This window comes from Vibrio sp. L5-1 (genome assembly GCF_021728315.1).
Classification (GTDB): Bacteria; Pseudomonadota; Gammaproteobacteria; order Enterobacterales; family Vibrionaceae; genus Vibrio; species Vibrio splendidus_K.
The window spans coordinates 256,267-274,770 of record NZ_JAKKCQ010000001.1; the positions used below are offsets into that span (position 1 = coordinate 256,267).

17 protein-coding genes are annotated in these 18,504 nt (G+C 43.4%); 4 read left to right on the forward strand and 13 right to left on the reverse strand.

Annotation, left to right across the window (positions count from 1 at the left end):
• Positions 1–262: 262 nt before the first annotated feature.
• The 4 genes from pntB to L3V35_RS01000 all read right to left on the reverse strand — a co-directional run bounded on the left by pntB (position 263) and on the right by L3V35_RS01000 (position 4,193).
• Entirely contained in the window at positions 263–1,642 is a 1,380-nt protein-coding gene (gene pntB / locus L3V35_RS00985) for a Re/Si-specific NAD(P)(+) transhydrogenase subunit beta (RefSeq protein ID WP_017079246.1), read from the reverse strand.
• A gap of 10 nt (positions 1,643–1,652) precedes the next feature.
• Positions 1,653–3,203, reverse strand: a complete 1,551-nt coding sequence (gene pntA, locus L3V35_RS00990; protein WP_004731020.1) for a Re/Si-specific NAD(P)(+) transhydrogenase subunit alpha — start codon at positions 3,201–3,203, stop codon at positions 1,653–1,655.
• Between the two features lie 300 nt (positions 3,204–3,503).
• Positions 3,504–3,785, reverse strand: a complete 282-nt coding sequence (locus L3V35_RS00995) for an HlyU family transcriptional regulator (protein WP_004731023.1) — start codon at positions 3,783–3,785, stop codon at positions 3,504–3,506.
• A 39-nt stretch (positions 3,786–3,824) separates the two neighbouring features.
• Positions 3,825–4,193 carry a late competence development ComFB family protein gene (locus L3V35_RS01000; protein ID WP_004731025.1) on the reverse strand — a complete coding sequence of 123 codons (369 nt, stop codon included), beginning with the start codon at positions 4,191–4,193 and terminating at the stop codon, positions 3,825–3,827.
• Positions 4,194–4,531: 338 nt separating this feature from the next.
• Between L3V35_RS01000 and L3V35_RS01005 the strand changes: the two genes are divergently transcribed.
• The gene (locus L3V35_RS01005) at positions 4,532–5,773 is read left to right on the forward strand and encodes a GGDEF domain-containing protein (protein WP_065206137.1); all 1,242 of its coding nucleotides are present in this window, start codon (positions 4,532–4,534) and stop codon (positions 5,771–5,773) included.
• A 32-nt stretch (positions 5,774–5,805) separates the two neighbouring features.
• Here the strand turns inward: L3V35_RS01005 and L3V35_RS01010 are convergent, their stop codons facing one another.
• The gene (locus L3V35_RS01010) at positions 5,806–6,837 is read right to left on the reverse strand and encodes a Solitary outer membrane autotransporter beta-barrel domain (RefSeq protein ID WP_237298138.1); all 1,032 of its coding nucleotides are present in this window, start codon (positions 6,835–6,837) and stop codon (positions 5,806–5,808) included.
• 77 nt (positions 6,838–6,914) lie between these two features.
• On the reverse strand, positions 6,915–7,886 hold the full coding sequence (locus tag L3V35_RS01015; protein ID WP_237298139.1) for a diguanylate cyclase: 972 nt from the start codon (positions 7,884–7,886) through the stop codon (positions 6,915–6,917).
• A gap of 131 nt (positions 7,887–8,017) precedes the next feature.
• Here L3V35_RS01015 and L3V35_RS01020 point away from each other — a divergent pair, with 131 nt between their 5' ends.
• Positions 8,018–8,455, forward strand: a complete 438-nt coding sequence (locus L3V35_RS01020; protein ID WP_004731036.1) for a DUF3069 domain-containing protein — start codon at positions 8,018–8,020, stop codon at positions 8,453–8,455.
• 471 nt (positions 8,456–8,926) lie between these two features.
• Here the strand turns inward: L3V35_RS01020 and modC are convergent, their stop codons facing one another.
• From modC to L3V35_RS01040, 4 genes are all read right to left on the reverse strand, one after another.
• A complete protein-coding gene (modC, locus tag L3V35_RS01025) occupies positions 8,927–10,033 on the reverse strand; it encodes a molybdenum ABC transporter ATP-binding protein ModC (protein WP_004731038.1) in 1,107 nt (368 codons plus the stop codon).
• Positions 10,030–10,728, reverse strand: a complete 699-nt coding sequence (modB, locus tag L3V35_RS01030) for a molybdate ABC transporter permease subunit (RefSeq protein WP_004731040.1) — start codon at positions 10,726–10,728, stop codon at positions 10,030–10,032. The genes modC and modB overlap by 4 nt, the downstream gene beginning before the upstream one ends.
• Entirely contained in the window at positions 10,729–11,487 is a 759-nt protein-coding gene (gene modA / locus L3V35_RS01035) for a molybdate ABC transporter substrate-binding protein (RefSeq protein WP_237298140.1), read from the reverse strand.
• A gap of 182 nt (positions 11,488–11,669) precedes the next feature.
• Positions 11,670–13,142, reverse strand: coding sequence for a cobyric acid synthase (locus L3V35_RS01040; RefSeq protein ID WP_237298141.1), 1,473 nt, complete (start codon positions 13,140–13,142; stop codon positions 11,670–11,672).
• Positions 13,143–13,430: 288 nt separating this feature from the next.
• Between L3V35_RS01040 and L3V35_RS01045 the strand changes: the two genes are divergently transcribed.
• Complete coding sequence (locus tag L3V35_RS01045; protein ID WP_108209198.1) at positions 13,431–13,829, forward strand: NirD/YgiW/YdeI family stress tolerance protein; 399 nt, start codon at positions 13,431–13,433, stop codon at positions 13,827–13,829.
• A gap of 99 nt (positions 13,830–13,928) precedes the next feature.
• Positions 13,929–14,453, forward strand: coding sequence for a hypothetical protein (locus L3V35_RS01050; protein ID WP_054546838.1), 525 nt, complete (start codon positions 13,929–13,931; stop codon positions 14,451–14,453).
• A 203-nt stretch (positions 14,454–14,656) separates the two neighbouring features.
• Here the strand turns inward: L3V35_RS01050 and L3V35_RS01055 are convergent, their stop codons facing one another.
• From L3V35_RS01055 to L3V35_RS01065, 3 genes are all read right to left on the reverse strand, one after another.
• Positions 14,657–16,264, reverse strand: a complete 1,608-nt coding sequence (locus tag L3V35_RS01055) for an ABC-F family ATPase (RefSeq protein WP_267136073.1) — start codon at positions 16,262–16,264, stop codon at positions 14,657–14,659.
• A 324-nt stretch (positions 16,265–16,588) separates the two neighbouring features.
• Positions 16,589–17,275, reverse strand: a complete 687-nt coding sequence (locus L3V35_RS01060; protein WP_054546836.1) for a RimK/LysX family protein — start codon at positions 17,273–17,275, stop codon at positions 16,589–16,591.
• An 11-nt stretch (positions 17,276–17,286) separates the two neighbouring features.
• A complete protein-coding gene (locus L3V35_RS01065; RefSeq protein WP_114635321.1) occupies positions 17,287–18,471 on the reverse strand; it encodes an amino acid aminotransferase in 1,185 nt (394 codons plus the stop codon).
• Positions 18,472–18,504 lie beyond the last annotated feature (33 nt).

Below are 18,504 nucleotides of genomic sequence, written 5' to 3' on the forward strand. Positions count from 1 at the left end.
TTGTGTTGCACAGGCATACTCGCTAGCTGATTGATGAATCCAGCCATCATTCGAATGGGTTTTGCTTTGGTTTCTTTACCCTATTCGTTGTGGGTTTGGGTTAAGGCTAGTTCTGAGGTTCAAAAAAAGGAGCTCAAATGAGCTCCTAGTCTAGATATTACATGGTGCTTAGAAAGCACTTAGAAAGCTATTAGAAAACCCCTCAGAAAACTCTTAGAAATTTTCTTAAAAAACTTCTTAGCAAGAGATTAGAAAGTGCTTTCTATAGATGTTCTAGAATGCCTAAACAGCTCTGTTTAGCATCACCAAACAACATCTGCGTATTCTCTTTGAAGAACAGTGGGTTTTGCACACCGGCGTAACCTGTGTTCATAGAACGTTTGAATACGATAACATTCTGAGCATTCCAAACTTCAAGTACTGGCATACCAGCAATTGGGCTGTTTGGATCTTCAAGTGCTGCAGGGTTCACGGTGTCATTTGCACCAATAACCAATACAGTATCTGTCTCATCGAAGTCATCATTGATTTCGTCCATTTCAAGAACGATATCGTAAGGCACTTTTGCTTCAGCAAGCAGTACATTCATGTGACCCGGTAACCTACCAGCAACAGGGTGGATACCAAATCGAACTTTGATGCCCTGCGCTCTTAGCTTGTCAGTGATTTCATGCACTGGATATTGAGCTTGAGCTACTGCCATGCCGTACCCTGGAGTGATGATGACTGACTTTGAGTTTTTCAGCATGTCTGCCACATCTTCAGCTGATGTTTCGCGGTGTTCACCCTGCTCTTCATCGCCGTCAGATACAACCACGTCTTGGCCGAATCCACCAGCGATAACACTAATGAACGAACGGTTCATCGCCTTACACATGATGTAAGACAGAATCGCACCTGACGAACCGACTAACGCACCAGTTACGATAAGCAGATCGTTCGCAAGCATGAAACCTGCTGCCGCTGCTGCCCAACCAGAGTACGAGTTCAGCATAGAAACAACCACTGGCATATCTGCGCCGCCAATCGATGCCACTAGGTGGTAACCGAATGCGAATGCGATAAGAGTCATCACCATTAATGCGAACATACTGCCGTCAGCTTTAACGAACATGATCATGAGCAATGTAGAAGCAACGATAGCCGCTAGGTTCCACTTATGCTTATGAGGGATGTTCAGTGCTGACGAAGAGATAACGCCGCGAAGCTTGCCAAATGCAACAATAGAACCGGTGAAGGTTACCGCACCGATAAACACGCCTAGGAACACTTCCACTAAGTGGATAACGTGCTCTGCATGCGTTGCCGCTTCTGGTGCATCAATGTAGCTGTTGTAACCAACAAGCACTGCCGCCATACCTACGAAGCTGTGCAGAATTGCCACCAGCTCTGGCATTTCAGTCATTTCTACTTTCTTCGCGAAGTGGATACCAATACCACCACCGATCACCATAGCAATGATGATCCACACAATTCCAGCAGAATGAGGGCCAAAGATCGTCGCGATCAACGCGATTGCCATACCCGTGATACCGTAATAGTTACCTGCACGTGCAGATTCCTGTTTCGATAACCCGGCCAAGCTCATTATAAAGAATACAGCAGCAACAATATAAGCTGCTTGTACTAATCCTTCAGACATCTGTTACTCCTTAGTCTTTACGGAACATTTCAAGCATACGTTTGGTCACGGTAAAGCCACCAAAGATATTGATACTTGCAATTAATACGGCAATAAATGATAAGAATGTGACGACGCCACTTCCTTGTCCTATCTGTAACAGTGCGCCTACTACAATGATCCCTGAAATCGCGTTAGTTACGGACATCAGAGGTGTATGCAGAGAATGGCTTACATTCCAAACTACGTAATAACCCACCACACAAGCGAGAACAAAAACGGTAAAGTGAGATAAGAACGCAGCAGGAGCAACCGAAGCTATCCAAGCAAAAGCACCTACAGCAACTGCCATACCCGCCGCTTTCTTAATTGGAGAGACAGGTTCTTGAACTTTTGGTTCAGGTCTCACCGCTTTAGGCTTAGCTTGTTGTTGTGGTTGAGCAGAAACTTGAATTGGTGGAGCTGGCCAAGTCACTTCGCCCTCTTTAACCACCGTTACACCACGTAAGACGACATCTTCAAAGTCGATATTGATGTTGCCATCTTTCTCTTTGCAAAGCAGTTTCAGCAGGTTAACTAAGTTAGTCGCGTATAGCTGAGATGATTGAGTCGGCAGTCGACCAACCATATCGGTGTAACCTACCACTTTCACGCCATTAGCAGTTGTGATCACTTGGTCTGCAACCGTGTATTCACAGTTACCGCCATTCGCAGCGGCAAGATCCACAATGACGCTACCTGCACTCATACTGTCTACCATCTCTTTGGTAATCAGCTTAGGTGCCGGGCGACCTGGGATCAGTGCCGTTGTAATAATGATATCGACGTCTTTTGCTTGAGCTGCATAAAGCTCTTCAGCTTTCTTGTTGAATGCTTCAGACATCTCTTTTGCGTAGCCATCACCCGCACTGGTATCTTCCTTGAAATCAACTTCCAAGAATTCAGCGCCCATAGATTCGACTTGCTCTTTTACTTCAGGACGAACATCGAACGAACGAACGATCGCACCCAAACTACCTGCAGCACCAATCGCCGCTAGGCCAGCAACACCCGCACCAGCAACCAATACTTTCGCTGGTGGAACTTTACCTGCCGCCGTAATTTGACCCGTGAAGAATCGACCAAACTCATGTGCCGCTTCAACAACGGCACGATAACCGGCGATGTTTGCCATAGAACTCAATGCATCTAGCGCCTGAGCTCTCGAAATTCGTGGAACAGAATCCATCGCCATCACGTTGATGCTACGAGTGGACAATTGTTCCATTAATTCTGGATTTTGAGCAGGCCAAATAAAGCTGACCAATGTTGCGCCATCTTTAAGTAGATCGATTTCGTTTTTAGACTCGTCAACGATCGGAGCGTTAACTTTAAAGATAATATCGGATTTCCAAGCTTCGTCTGCAGTAACAACTTTTGCTCCAGCTTGTTCATAAGCTGCATCTTCAAAACTTGCTAACGCACCTGCTTGTGATTCAACACAAACTTCAAACCCTAATTTTAGAAGCTGTTCTACCGATTTCGGCGAAGCAGCGACTCGCGTTTCACCTGCGAGTGTTTCTCTTGGTACACCAATTTGCATAGCTATTCCTTGACTATTGGCACGAATGACTTATTCGTTTGTATCTAACGACAACTAATACTTCAAGCGTTTTGTTCAAAGAACAGGAAAAGTTATTACTTATAACGATTTGGATGGAATTTGAGCGCTTCATTTGAAGAAATGACGACCTTCTCGAACGAAGAGGTCAAACCACTTGCAAATAATCCTTTAAATAACAACTTACTAGCTGTTCTTTGTCCCTAAAACTAAAAAGAGCTTTCAGCATATACACTGAAAGCTCTCTAAATTATGACCAACATCAATTCTAACCCTATTTGGTTAGCTAAATATATTGTCGCCCATTTGGTCGATGAACATCTGCGATTTTTTTAGCATCAATTCATCGGCATCTTGTTTGTTTGAAACAACATCTGAACGAATAAAACGATGAGTTTTGATTTCACCGTCGAATTCTTTCTCGATTCGCCCAGCAACACGGTATTGACCAGATTCTGCAATGGCATCTTGATAGATATTGAAACCTTTATATTCGACTGGCTCAATCTCTACTTTTTGTTCGGTTTTTTCTTTGCCACCAAATAATCTAGAAAAGAATCCCACGTTTTTTACTCCTTAAATGACCGTATTAACTCTAAACTATCACGACTGTTTACGGTTCAACAATGGCTTTTCATACCACTGCAATTCTACGTCATCATCAAAATTGTGTTGACTAAAGATAACGGGCACATTGTCGTCACGTTCGCGTCTTCTATCGTCAATGATCATACTTTCAGCATTCTTGACCGCGATCTCACTATTTCGTTTATAGAGTACCAGTTTGTCTTCTGGCAATGCCGAAAGAAAATCGATATCGAAACGAATATAGATGGGCTTAAGTTGACCTAAAGCCAAACACGCGAGATCAGCCAACTGTTCGTTGTTATAACTAGACACATATTCCTCGGTAGCCAAGACCTGACCCACCAGCGTTTCCATATAGTTGTGAACATCAACACTAATTTGCATACCACACCTCCATTTGTAGCTATCACGACAGATCGAGTTCTAGCCTGATTGGCAACGACCTACATATTGTTACCTTACTATACCCTACTCATTACTACAGATTTACTAACTGCATGTTAACTAACTATAACGACTAATTAATTTCTCATATATACTGTGTAGTTGGTTCTATGGTTAATAGCAACTCAAATACATATAAAAATGGTTGCATCATTAGCGGCCTATGACTATGTTTTTGCTCTAATTTAAGTAAAAAGCTTGGCATTCGCTTGTTTAACCGTATCCTACGTATAAAATTAAATTATAAGATCATCAGTATAATTAGGCTCACCACGTAAATGGCATCTTCTTTTGTAACGTCGAGCATGTTTCGATTTTGCTTCCCTCTATTTTTATTGGCAATTTTACTCGCTGGTATGAACAACGTCATTCTTGTGACGGATTCAAACCTAGGGTTTGCTAGCAACCTTCCATATATCTTATTGAGCGTTGCCGTTTTGCTATGCCATACATTCAGACAAGGGCGCATGGCCATGGTGTCATTAACCATGCTAGTAGCCTATTTGATCATCCAAGTTCGCTTACAAACCCCTTTAAACACCGGAACCACCTTATTAGAGCTGTCGTTACTTGCGGCATTAGTACCGGTTACTTGCTTATTGGTGTATGCCTTCCCGGATAACGGTGTCAATTCAAAGTCGATGCTCCTCTACGCCATCGTTCTCGTGCTGTTTATGGTATGGGCGCAATTGATCGTTTCTCATTTCCATGCTGGCGGTTTTGAATCATGGAGTGAAGGCCTACTGTTCATTGTTAGAGACTTCTCCAAACTGCCTTTTGTTTTGGTGTTGTATAGCCTTTGCTTGCTTGGCCTTACAGCCATCCTCGTGCTGGTGTACAACCGTTCTATTGATGTTGTCGTTTATAGCACTATCTTGCTGTCTTCTTGTACGTTCATCTTCTTTGATGTGCAGTACATCTCTAGCACTATGTTCTCCTTATCAGGCACGTTGATCATCGTCTATGTGATGTCTGCTAGCCACGATATGGCGTTTAATGACCAACTGACTAACATCCCAGGTCGACACGCCTTAGAAGTCGATATGAAGCACTTAGGCCGTAAATATTCAATGGCTATGGTTGATATCGACCACTTCAAGAAATTTAACGATACCTATGGCCACGACATTGGCGACGATGTGCTGAAACTGGTGGCTCGTATTCTTAGAGAAACCACCGGTGGTGCGAAAGCGTATCGCTATGGTGGAGAAGAGTTCACGATTATTTTTAAAGGCAAATACACGGAACAGGTGAAAGAGCACCTTCAAGTTCTGATTTCAGAGATCCAAAACTACGACATGACCATTCGAAATAGCCACGAGCGCCCTGATGACCATGAAGTGGGTATCAAAAATCGTGGTCAGAACGGAAAACCATCGGAAGTGGTAAACGTGACGGTGAGTATTGGGCTGTCTGATAGCACAACCACCAAGCATCCTGAAGAAGTATTGAAGCTTGCTGACAAGGCACTCTACAAAGCGAAAGAAACCGGCCGAAACAAGCTGTGTGTTGATAGCTAAACGTAAGTGTCGATAACTAGACTAGAGGGAGATTAATCTTGGTTGAAGAAGATAACCAAGCTCCCTCCTTTCAGACTACTTCCGTAATTGATCGTAAACCCAATTCCAACATTATCGACCCAGTCGTTAAATAGATTTGGGTTGAGTAGCCAACCTACACTGCCTTCGTAGTATGACGTTGTACCCATAGAAGCAACGGTATCACCACCGATATCAATTCTTCTTATACTGGAGTACATAGAAGTAATGTTCTTATCCCAGCGTATTAAGTCATAGAAAATCTTGGCTTCATTGGCGATATACCAACCTTCAGGGTGACCAATATCGCCGTTATTGGCTTCGCCCCATCCGAAGCCATTAAAGTAATGCCAACTGGTACTGAGTTTATATCTGCCCCAATCATTTTTGTCTTCAAAGGTCAGCTTGATCTTTGGTTCAATTATGTATGCCCATGCATCGGTATTGTAATAGACCCCGTCTAACTGTTCTTGAATAGGTTCTAGTAGTGGAGACCGATATTCAAAGTCATTACGATAATAAGAAATATGATTACCAATTGCAGAGCTGAAACTCCAGTGTTCGTTGAGTTGAGACACATTGGCAAACGCCACGTAACCAGAAATCACTGACTCTTTTTGAAAGTCACTTTTGATTGTTGACGCATATTCCACATCATTCTCAATTCGTAACGCTGACAGGCGTAGCGTTACCTCTTGATGGTTGTCTTCTATGTAACTTGGTAGCTCAAATGTGTAAGGAAGACTGAGAGATGTGATGTTTTGTCGACGACTCACCGAATCGTTCGAACCAATGTCGTCATTGTCCAAACTCAGCACTTTGTTCGGATCGAAGTTATTGATACCAAAAGTGAAAACATCGTTATCGTTGAGTAATACACTGGTGGCAAAGCGCTGCTCTAGATCCTTACGGAAGAGATCAGATAGGGAGTTAGCATTAGCGGTGGTTGGCACTGCAGTTAAAAATAGAGGAGCTGCGGTTAAAAGTAGAGGAACCGCAAGCGTCCAACATGTGCTAGTCACATAAAATGACTTTGAATCTGGCATTTCTCTTATCACTTAAAGCACTTCCTAGCTAAAACGCCAGTAAAGTATAAATTCAAATATCTCAAAGAGCTCGCCAACTAACGAGCAAGCTCCAAAATGTTGCGTTGTATGAAGGTATTTCTGCCACTTTGTTTCGCTTGGTAAAGCGCTTGATCGACCTTTTCGTAAATAGAGGCGATAGATTCTCCACCATCAGGCACAAATGATAGTACACCTTGTGACGCTGTCACTCTATCAGATACCGTTGAGTGCTCATGAGCGTAATCCATTTCATGCAACGCTTCTTTTATACGTGTCGCCTGCAACATAGCAGCATCGCTGTCTGTGTCACTTAGGATAAGAACAAACTCTTCACCGCCGTAGCGACCGACAAACTCTCCCGCACGCACAAAAAGCTGCTTCAAGGTACCGGCAAGCCCTTGCAAGCACTTATCCCCTTGAATATGACCGTAATTATCGTTGTAAGGCTTAAAGAAGTCTACATCAAGAAGTATGACAGTCATGGGTATCTTACGTCTTCCGTGCCACGCAATGCTCTCTTCAAGCTTAGTATCCATATATCGACGGTTGTACAATTTAGTCAGGCCATCTTCATTGGCTTGTTGCTGCAGGAGGATATTCAGTTCTTCGAGCTTGGCGGTACTCTGTTTTAACTCTCGTCTCATGTGTGCAATACGCTGCATCGCAATCAACTTAGAGTTCAAAACAACTTTGTTTACCGGTTTGATTAGATAATCATCACCACCAGCATCAATCGCTTTCGCGATCATCTCCGGCTCTTCGTGACCACTCAAAAAGATGATAGGAACCCATTCTGGGAATTGGTCACGAACCTCATTAGCCACTTCAAAACCATCCATGTCTGGCATGCTAATATCAAGTAATACGAGTTCAGGATCAAAATCAGAATAAACATTCAGGGCTTCTTTTCCGCTACCAACAGCTTCTACAACATGACCCAATTGCTTGAGTCGAATAGCGAGTTGCATCCTGTCTAGTTGAACGTCATCAACCAGCAATATGCGCATCGAAGATCCCTTTTCTATCATCACATCACCTTTATCTAGTGTTGAATATTCAAAGTAGCTCAAATTTGGGCTTAAATCATGCCCTAATCTCTATATTATATTGACTTTTTTACAGATCTTTTTAGCATTGTTTCTTTTTAAAGAGAAATACTATGTCAGACGCTACAAACAACGAAGTACAAGAAATCGATTTAACCACTATCTCACCAGAGCTTCGCCAAGTTATCGAATTTGATGAAGTGCCTAAAGAGATGCACAACATGGTTACTTCTATTCATGAGGTGTCTGAAGAAGCAGTGCGTGAAACTTGGAGCAGCCTTCCAGCAAGCGCACAAAATGTTTTAGACAACTTTGAGCAATTCCACGCTCTAATCTCTGTTAGCCAAGCTTTCGCTGGCGTAAACATGATGGAGGAGTTCCCTACTCTTAAACTTCCAGAAGGCATGTCTGATGAAGAAAAAGAAGAGTACCGAGCTCAACTGCTTGACCAAATTTTACATAACTGTGTAAAAGACATGGCTAAGCAAATCAAGAAAGCGCGCCGTGATGCTATCTTGAAGCGTGATTTCAAAGAAGTTTTCATCCGCTAAGCTATTCATCGCACCTAAATTTAGGTTGAATGTTTAACGAAAACTTAATGATTAAGCCGTATGTTATTTAAAACATGCGGCTTTTTTGTGCCTGCAGCTTTTTCTGTTCGTTGCTTGAGAGCTTCGCTCACAATATCTTTGTGTTTTTTGCCACTGAAGCTCTTGTCAGTGTCGCTTTTGACATTCTACAAATAAGTAATATGCCTTAACACTCATACAGTGTGGCGTAAAGCTGGCAGTTATACCGTAAAAAAATGACGCATGTATCCATTCATGGAATCAAGATCAATATTCATATCACGGACAAGTATTCATATTGCAGACAAACAGTAAGTATCGCAAACAAGCAGTAAGCATCACTGACAAGCAGTAAGCATCACTGACAAACGTTAAACCCGCTGAAAAGCAGTAAACATAGAAAAGACAATGATCGAACTTATCTCACTCATTGCCTCAAAGGTCGCGCCTGAATCAGTGCGTGACGGCAATATCTCGCTGAGCGACACTCACGCCTTTAATTTGAGCGTAGACTTGCTGACCGATTTCCAAACTCAACTCGTCCAGAGCCCACAAGGTTATGGTCGCCCACAAGTAACAACCAGGCTCTAGCTCCAGCTCTACCGCAACACTCTGCTTATTTGAGCCTTGCTGGTGCGTCTCTACGCTTTTAATGGTCACAGGAAGGATATTACGTATCGAAGTGCCTTGCGGCTGTTCTAGCGTGATAGAGACATCATTTGCCCTAACTTGTAACCTTACTGCGGCCCCAATGTCGCTCGACACCTTCTGAACCCACAACGATGTCGATTTACCAAGCTTCAGTCGCGATAGTGCGTAATCGTCATTGTGCTCAGCCAGCGTCCCCTCAAACAATGAACTTTGTTCTGAGAATGATTGCCAAGGCTGCATGGCTCTTGAAGCCCACACTTCTTCCGTCACACCCGACGAAATGACTTTACCTTGCTCTATGATCACAAGGTGATTGGCCAAGCGTAGGATCTCATTAAGGCTGTGCGTAACGTAAATGATTGGAATATTCACTGTTTCAGAAAGGTTTTCCAGAAACGGCATCACTTCACGCTTACGAGGTAAGTCGAGAGAGGCCAATGGTTCATCCATCAACAAAATACTCGGCTTAGACAACAAAGCACGTCCAATTGCCACACGTTGCTTCTCACCGCCAGACAGACGAGCTGGATAGCGATCAAGCAATGAGTCCAAAGACAACAGCGAGACTATTTGCTCAAAGTGCGCTTTGTCAGCACCTTTCATGCCGTACTTAAGATTCGCCGCGACTTTCATGTGCGGGAACAATCGCGATTCTTGGAACACATAACCAACGTTGCGTTTGTGGGTTGGCAAATTAATGCCATTACGACTATCAAACAGAGTGGTTCCAGATACGCTGATCAAGCCTTTGTCCGGCTGTTTAAGGCCACTGATCGCATTGATGAGGGATGTTTTCCCCGCACCAGAACGACCAAAAATCGCCGTAATGCCGCTACTAGGGAGTTCTAAGTCGATATCGAAAAAGGTTTCACCAAGCTGTTGCTGATATTGAAGGATCAAAGCACTCATGCATTTCCTCCCAAGCGTTTTGCTGACTTTTTGTTGAGCCACTCAGATAGCATTAATGAACCAAGCGCTATCACAATTGAAATGACACACAAACGCGCCGCTTCCATTTCCGCGCCAGGGGTTTCAATAAAGGTATACATGGCCAATGGAATGGTCTGAGTTTCACCGGGAATATTTGAAACGAAGCTGATGGTCGCACCAAATTCACCTAGGCTTCTTGCGAATGAAAGCATGGTGCCGGTAATGATCCCAGGGATCATTAAAGGTAAAGTGATGGTGAAAAACACGCGAAGAGGTGAAGCGCCCAATGTGGCTGCGGCCTCTTCCAGTTTACTGTCTACGGTTTCTAGGCTCAGGCGAATAGAGCGAACCATCAATGGCAGCGCGACAACAACACACGCGAGTGCCGCGCCCTTCCAGCTAAAACTGAATACGATACCAAACACGTCATTAAGCCAAGAGCCAATAACGCCTTGCCTGCCCATCATCACTAGCAGCAAATAACCGATGACCACAGGTGGAAGTACCAAAGGCAAATGGACAATACTTTCTACAATGCTTTTACCCACAAATTGTTTCTTAGCAAGCAACCATGCTAAGCCGATGCCGATAGGAATAAGCCACAAGATGGCAAAACCAGCGACTTTCAAGCTCAGCATTAAGGCTTGGTATTCGTATTCCGATAAATACATCATTTAACGCACTTCAAATCCAAAACTGTTCAAGGTGTCCTTCGCTTTTCCGCTATTTAGGAAAGTATAAAACTCTTCTGCGACGACTTTATCGCTCAATTTCGCTACAGGGTAACGTATTGGCGTATGTAAATTTGATGGGAACGTCGACACTAGGTTCACTTCTTTAGAAAGCAACGCATCTGTTTTGTAGACAATGCCAAGCTTAGCTTCACTACGCTCTACCAAAGCCAATGCCATACGAACATTGTTACTTAGTGCCAATCGAGTCTTCACATCGTCCCATACACCTAACGTTTCTAGCGCTTCTTTCGCATAGATACCCGCAGGAACCGACATGGTGTTACCAACCGCAAGTCTTTCATTCGTTAGTAGTTTAGCCCATTGGTCACCGTTTGAGAGATCCAACGATATTGGCGTCTCTTTCGGGGAAATTAGCACCAATTCGTTTTCGCACAAGTTTGTGACATTGTCACTAGAAACCAATTGACGATCGACTAAATGCGTCATCCATTTTTCGTTTGCCGAGATAAATATGTCTGCTGGCGCGCCTCTTTCGATTTGGCGTACCAAAGATGACGTGCTCGCATAGACTGGAATAACATCGACAGAATGATCTTTCTCAAACTCTTCGACCAACAAGTTAACCGCATTCGTCATCGACGATGCAGCGTAAACTCGTAGCTTTTCCGCAGCCAAAAGATGACTAGAACTCAATGCCGAAGTTAAGGCGATGGTTAAAAGGATGACTCGCTTTTTCATTGTGATCACTTATCTATTGTTCGTTTCAGTTCTTGAGCTCGTTTTAAGACAGACTCAACGGTTTAACGAAAGCTAAAGCTATTAACGCAAGCTAAAGCTTTTAACTCTAACTGAAGCTATTAGGTCAGACATAAGCTAATGAGTCAGACATAAGCTTTTGAATTCAGGCTAAAGCTTTTAATTCAGACCGAAATGGTTAATTCCGGCCAAAGCAAATCAAGATTTAAATGCTCTTCGATGGCATCAGCGATTCGATTAATACCCAGCTCTTTAAGCTGTTCATGGTCAATCGCTGTTACATCGTTGGCTCCTGCCCATTCGCAAATAAGCGACAACGCATCGCTGTTATCGAATACGCCATGCAGGTAAGTACCAAAAATTGAGTTATCTTGATTCACAGCGCCATCAAGGCTGCCTGATTCTAACTGAACCGGTAATGCTATTTCTTTGACATCAGTCCTACCTACGTGGATCTCATACCCTTTTACTTGTGCTGTTTTACCATCAAGTGTCATGGTGCCGCGCATGTTTGTTAAGGTTTTCTGTTGTGTTAGCGTCGTTTCAGTATCGAGATATCCTAACCCTTCGCTGCTTCCTGGCTCACCTTCAACGCCATCTGGATCGTGGATGATATTTCCTAGCATCTGGTAACCACCACAAATACCCATCACTTTGCCGCCCAAGCGTAAATGACGCTGAATATCTTTATCCCAGCCTTGTTGTTTTAGGTAATCCAAATCAGCTCTTACCGATTTTGTACCCGGCAAGATAATCAAATCTGCATTGTTTATACGTTCACCTTTACCGACATAACGTAAATCAATGGAAGGATTAAGTCTTAACGCGTCGAAGTCCGTATGGTTGCTGATTCGGGTTAGCACTGGCACCACCACCTTAAGCTTAGCTTCTCCGTCAGACTCTTGAGCTGAGGTAATGGCATCTTCCGCTTCTAGGTTAAAACCATGGAGATATGGCAATACACCAATCACTGGCTTGCCGGTTTTCTCTTCTAGCCAATCAAGTCCAGATTGAAGTAGCGCGATATCGCCTCTAAAGCGGTTTATCACAAAGCCTTTTACGCGAGCTTGTTCAGATTCAGATAACAACTCTAATGTGCCGTAGAGGTGTGCAAAAACGCCACCACGGTCAATGTCAGCAACAATGATCACAGGGATATCCGCCTTTTCAGCAAATCCCATGTTCGCAATATCATTTTCGCGGAGGTTAATTTCTGCTGGGCTACCCGCCCCTTCAATCATCACGCTTTCGTATTCGTCAGAAAGTCGGTCAAATGAGTCAATAACGGTATCCATCGCCACTTTCTTGTAATCGTGATAGCCCGTAGCTTCCATGTTACTGATCGCTCGGCCTTGCAGAATCACTTGTGCGCCAGTATCTGAATTGGGTTTTAGCAATACCGGATTCATGTGAACAGTGGGTTCAATGTTACAAGCTTGCGCCTGAACGGCTTGAGCGCGACCAATTTCGCCGCCATCTTTTGTCACCGCACTGTTTAACGCCATGTTTTGTGGCTTAAAAGGTGCCACTTTGATTCCTTTCCTTGCCAAAACACGGCATAAACCTGCCACCAAAACACTTTTTCCGGCATCTGACGTTGTCCCTTGAACCATAAGGGCGTTTAACGGTGATCGCATCTGTACTTAAATCCTTAATTTCTTAATTTCTTAATGTTCAATTTATAGCTGTACGCAATATTTCTCTGCCTCCATCTTAACGTCATTGCCGAGTAGATGCTCAATAAAATGAATGGAAAATGAATGTGTTACTCACTCTGGATTCAACCCCGGTGTTGTTTAATGGCTCCATCGAAACGAAGCTTATGAACAATAAGCAGCGCATCAACAAATAAAACGTACTAACGAAAAGAAACGTTTCAAATTCAGAAAAACGTTTCTACTAAAAACAACATTAAGGGATTCACCATGAAAAAAACTGTATTAGCTATCGCATCTACTATTATCCTTGCCCCTACTTTCGCAATGGCTAGTGACCACAACAGCAGCAATACCCACAACAGCAATAGCAAGCACGAGAGCGCTATCGCTTACACAGGGCCGATTGAAACCGTTTCTGTTGCGACACTACTTGCAGACACAAGCATGTTCGCAGAGCAAGAAGCGATTGTAGATGGCAAGATTGTTCGTCAGCTAAAGAATGATACATTTGTCTTCTCTGATGGGCAGAGTGAAATTCAAATCGAATTGGATGATGATATCCGCCTAGCACAACCGCTAACTGCTGATACTAAAGTACGCATCTTCGGCGAATATGAAGGCGGCAAGACACCGGAAATCGAAGTGGATCATATCCAAGTTCTATAAGCGATAAATACAAAACATACTGACTTCAAGTAATTGGCCTGCATATTGCAGGCTTTTTTGTATTATACTGCCGAAAAATACAATTTATATGGAGTCACCATGCTAGGTTGCACGAATAAGACTGTCCTTTTAGGACTAGCTGCACTGTGTTCATTCTCTGCGTCTGCAAACAACTTTAACTACAACACATTCGAGCTACGCATGGGTACTAGCCCAAGTACTTTCGGTGGTGAAGTAACAACAATGTTCACTCAGAACTCTCACTTTGTTGCTCGTATCGATTCAGAATTTGAAAGTGACTGGGATGCAGCGGTAGGTATGGGGTTCAACGGCCCAATTAATCAATTTGCTGACGTTACGGGTCAAATGCTGTTACACAACATTGAACGTAATGATGACAATCACATCAAGACTGAAATCAACATCGGTTTGAGAGCGTGGTTAATGGCAAACGTTGAAGTTAACGCGCGCCTTGGTCAACTGATCGACAACGACGACTCTCGCTCAGTTGTTGGTATCGGCGCTCGCTTTCACTCAACGGATCAACTGTCTGTTGGCCTTGATATGCGAAACAACGGTACTTATGGCCACCAAATCTTAATGTCTGCTCGATTCGGCTTCTAAACTGAATCGGCTGCTAAACTGAATTAGTTGCCTTAGTTAAATTCTGTTTCTAAGCTAGGGTCTACTTTTAAGCTAAGTTCCCTTTATAAGTAGTGATACAGAGATACTAAAAAGCCCCGAGCATAAATATGCTCGGGGCTTTTTTATTATTCGCTGTTATCGCTCGCTTTTAACCACGTTAAGACTTAGCGAGCAATTTGCATCTATAGAGCAACCATCAGCATCTTTTTCTGATGATCTAAGTACTCTTCATAAGTACCTTGGAAACTAACCAGTTGCTTGTCTTTCACATCAATAACGTGTGTCGCCAAAGAAGAAACGAACTCACGGTCATGGCTTACGAAGATAAGTGTGCCAGTGTAAACCTTCAATGCATCGTTAAGCGCTTGAATTGCTTCCATGTCCATGTGGTTCGTTGGTTCGTCCATTACAAGCACGTTGATGTCTTGCATCATTAGCTTGCCGAATAACAGACGGTTCTTCTCACCACCTGAACAGTTACGCGCTTTCTTGTTCGCGTCATCAGCAGTAAACAATAGACGACCTAGAATGCCACGTACCATAAGGTCATCGTGCTTCACTGTGCGCCATTGAGAGATCCAATCGAAGATGCTCAGGTCGTTGTCAAAGTCAGTCGTGCTATCTTGTGGGCAGTAGCCTACCGATGCGTTTTCAGACCATTTAACGATACCTTCGTTTTGCTCTAGTTCTTGAACTAGGCAACGTAGCAGCGTGGTTTTACCCACACCGTTCTCACCAATAACAGCAAGGCGTGTACCCGCTTCAAGCAGCAAGTTACCACCAGCAAACAGTGTTTCGCCATCGAAGCCGTGACCAAGCTCTTTAAGTTCAAGCGCTTGACGGTGTAATTTCTTGCCTTCACCAAAATCAATTGATGGGCTCATACGGCTCGATGATTTCACTTCATCAAGCGTGATTTTATCCATTTTCTTAGCACGTGAACTTGCTTGCTTCGCTTTAGATGCGTTTGCGCCAAAACGGTTAACGAAATCTTGAAGTTCGCTAATTTCAGCCGCTTTCTTAGCGTTGTTTGCTAGAAGTTGCTCACGAATCAAACCAGAAGCTTCTAGGAAGTACTCGTAGTTACCAGGGTAAACACGTAGCTCACCGTAGTCGATATCAGCCATGTGCGTACACACAGAGTTCAGGAAGTGTCTATCATGCGAAATGATGATCATTGTACATTTACGCTGGTTTAGCTCTTCAGCAAGCCAGTTGATCGTGTGAATGTCCAAGTTGTTGGTTGGTTCATCAAGAAGCAGAATATCTGGGTTTGCAAATAGAGCCTGTGCCAGAAGCACACGCAGTTTCCAACCTGGAGCAACTTGCTGCATCAGGCCGAAATGGAACTCTTCTTCGATACCCGCTTGAATTAGGATGTCACCTGCACGGCTTTCTGCTGTGTAGCCATCCATTTCAGCGAATTCACTTTCAAGTTCAGCGACTTTCATACCATCGTCTTCGCTCATTTCTGCCAAAGAGTAAATACGGTCACGTTCTTGTTTTACTTCCCACAGTTTTCTGTCACCCATGATCACAACGTCGATAACGCTGTATTGTTCAAAAGCGAACTGATCTTGGCTTAGCACACCCAGTTTCTCTCCTGGAGTGATAGAAACGTTGCCCGAGCTTGGCGTTAATGCACCACTTAGGATTTTCATGAACGTTGACTTGCCGCAACCATTGGCGCCGATCAAACCATAGCGGTTGCCGTTACCAAATTTAGCAGAGATGTTTTCAAACAGCGGCTCTGCGCCAAATTGCATTGTGATGTTCGCGGTAGATATCAAAGAACTAATTCCTAAGCGTGTACTGACAGATAATTATTAGGCTATTTCAAGAACCTAAATAAGAAGTACGAAAGTATGGATTAAACAAAAATCGAAGCGCGGATTATATAGAGATCTCGATCACGTTGTCGAGGCTAAACCGTAAACGAATCGTAAACATAGACCATTTAGATGCTTTTCATACGTTATTAACGTGTAAATAGAAAAATCCCCACCAGTTGAACTGACAGGGATTCAATTTATCGATACTAAAAATGTTCTAATCTGATCGCTTTTAAAGCTATCTCTCTTCAAGACTAAAAGGCTTGAGGAGGAGATGTACCGTTATTTAGTAATTTTCTTTTGAACGTACTTTTGGCTTACATCCACTACCGCAACATCTCTAAAGAAGCTTCTACCCAATAGAATAGGGAAAGAAAGATGCGTTCGGTCTGCTAGCGTAAACTCAGTTTTGTCTTTCAGATCGCCGATTTGAATTGAAGCTACGACAACAGCACGTCGTTGTGTGCCTTCCGCGCTCGACTGCTTGATCTTAACCCAACGCTCTACCGGTAAACTGATCTCTTTGGTTGTGATACCGTCATGCTCAATTTTAAACTTAACCCAGTCTTTTCCGTCACGCTCAAAATCAACGATATCTACAGCACTGATCGAAGATGTTGTTGCGCCTGTATCAATACGAGCTTTAAATGCTTCTTTCAAACCAGGAACAAACACCCACTCTTCTTCGCCAAGAATCAGTTTTCCATCATCCGTTTTTAACGGTTTTGCTGGTGGCTTTTCAACTGGCTCAGGTTTAACTTCTGGCTCAGTTGGTTTTACTTCTTCAGGCTTCTCTGTAGGTTCCGTTACTTTCTCGCCTTCAGTTGCTTCAGTCTTTGAAGAGTCATCCACAACGGGTTGTTCTACTTGAGGCTTTTGCTCTGGCTCGACAGGAACTTGAGTCGTTGTCGAACAAGCAAACAGGCCACCACTTAGCATTAAGACTACAATCGCTTTCCAATTATACATTCAGTCACCTTCTATTTCGAAACGTTAGCTATCGCTTTAGCTACATAAGGAATATGGGATTCAGAAAGGCCTGCAATATTGATGCGTCCATCACCAACACCATAGACTCCATATTCTTCACGTAATTGATTCATTTGAGTTTCTTTAAAGCCTAGTACACTAAACATACCTTTATGGCTTTCAATGAAGTCAAATTGTGACGTGTTATAAGTATTTCGCAATTCATCACACAAACTTTGGCGCAGATTTAACAAACGTTGCTGCATTTCACTCAACTCTTGCTTCCAAATCTTCGTTAGCTCTTGATTCTGAAGAATTGTTTTAACCAGAGCAGCACCGTGATCAGGCGGCATAGTGTAAGTTGAACGAGCCAGCGTAAGAAGCTTGCCTCTTGCGTTGCCAACGTGTTCGCTGTTCTTACCGATAACGATCGCCGCACCCGTTCTTTCACGATACAAACCGAAGTTCTTCGAGCAAGATGTTGTGATCAGCATTTCTTCAACGTTGTTAGCCATGTGTTGAAGACCTTTTGCATCTTCTTCTAGGCCGTCACCAAAGCCTTGATAGGCAATATCAACGAACGGTAAGAAACCATTTTTCTGAGATAGTTTGGTGATTTCCTGCCACGCTTCAAAGTTGATATCAGCACCCGTTGGGTTATGGCAGCAACCGTGAAGTAGTACAACGTCTGATGGACCCGCTGTTGATAGATCTTCCATCATTCTTGCAACATCAACTTGCTTCGTTTCAGGACTGAAGTAATTGTAGTATCGAACTTTTAAGCCTGCCGCTTCCATTACCGGTTTGTGGTTAACGTAGCTTGGGTTTGAAATCCAAACCGTGGTGTCTGGTTGAGAAACTTTCATTAAGTCACCCAACATACGAAGTGCACCACTTGCACCCGGTGTTTGAATCGCGGCTACACGCCCCATTGCAGAAGTCCCTTTAAGCAGCAGATCAACCATGCTCTGGTTAAACTCTTCACAGCCTGCTAGGCCAACGTAAGCTTTGGTTTTCTGAGTATCGACAACAATATCTTGAGCCATAGAAACGGCTTTCATGATCGGTGTTTCGCCTTGGTCGTTTTTGTAAACGCCAATCCCTAAGTCGACTTTGTCAGTACGAGGATCGCCGCGGTAAGCGACAGAAAGAGATAAAATTGGATCTAAAGTTGGTTTTGGTAGATGTGAAAACATGAAAGTCACAACCCTTTGAAATTCAAGTATTGA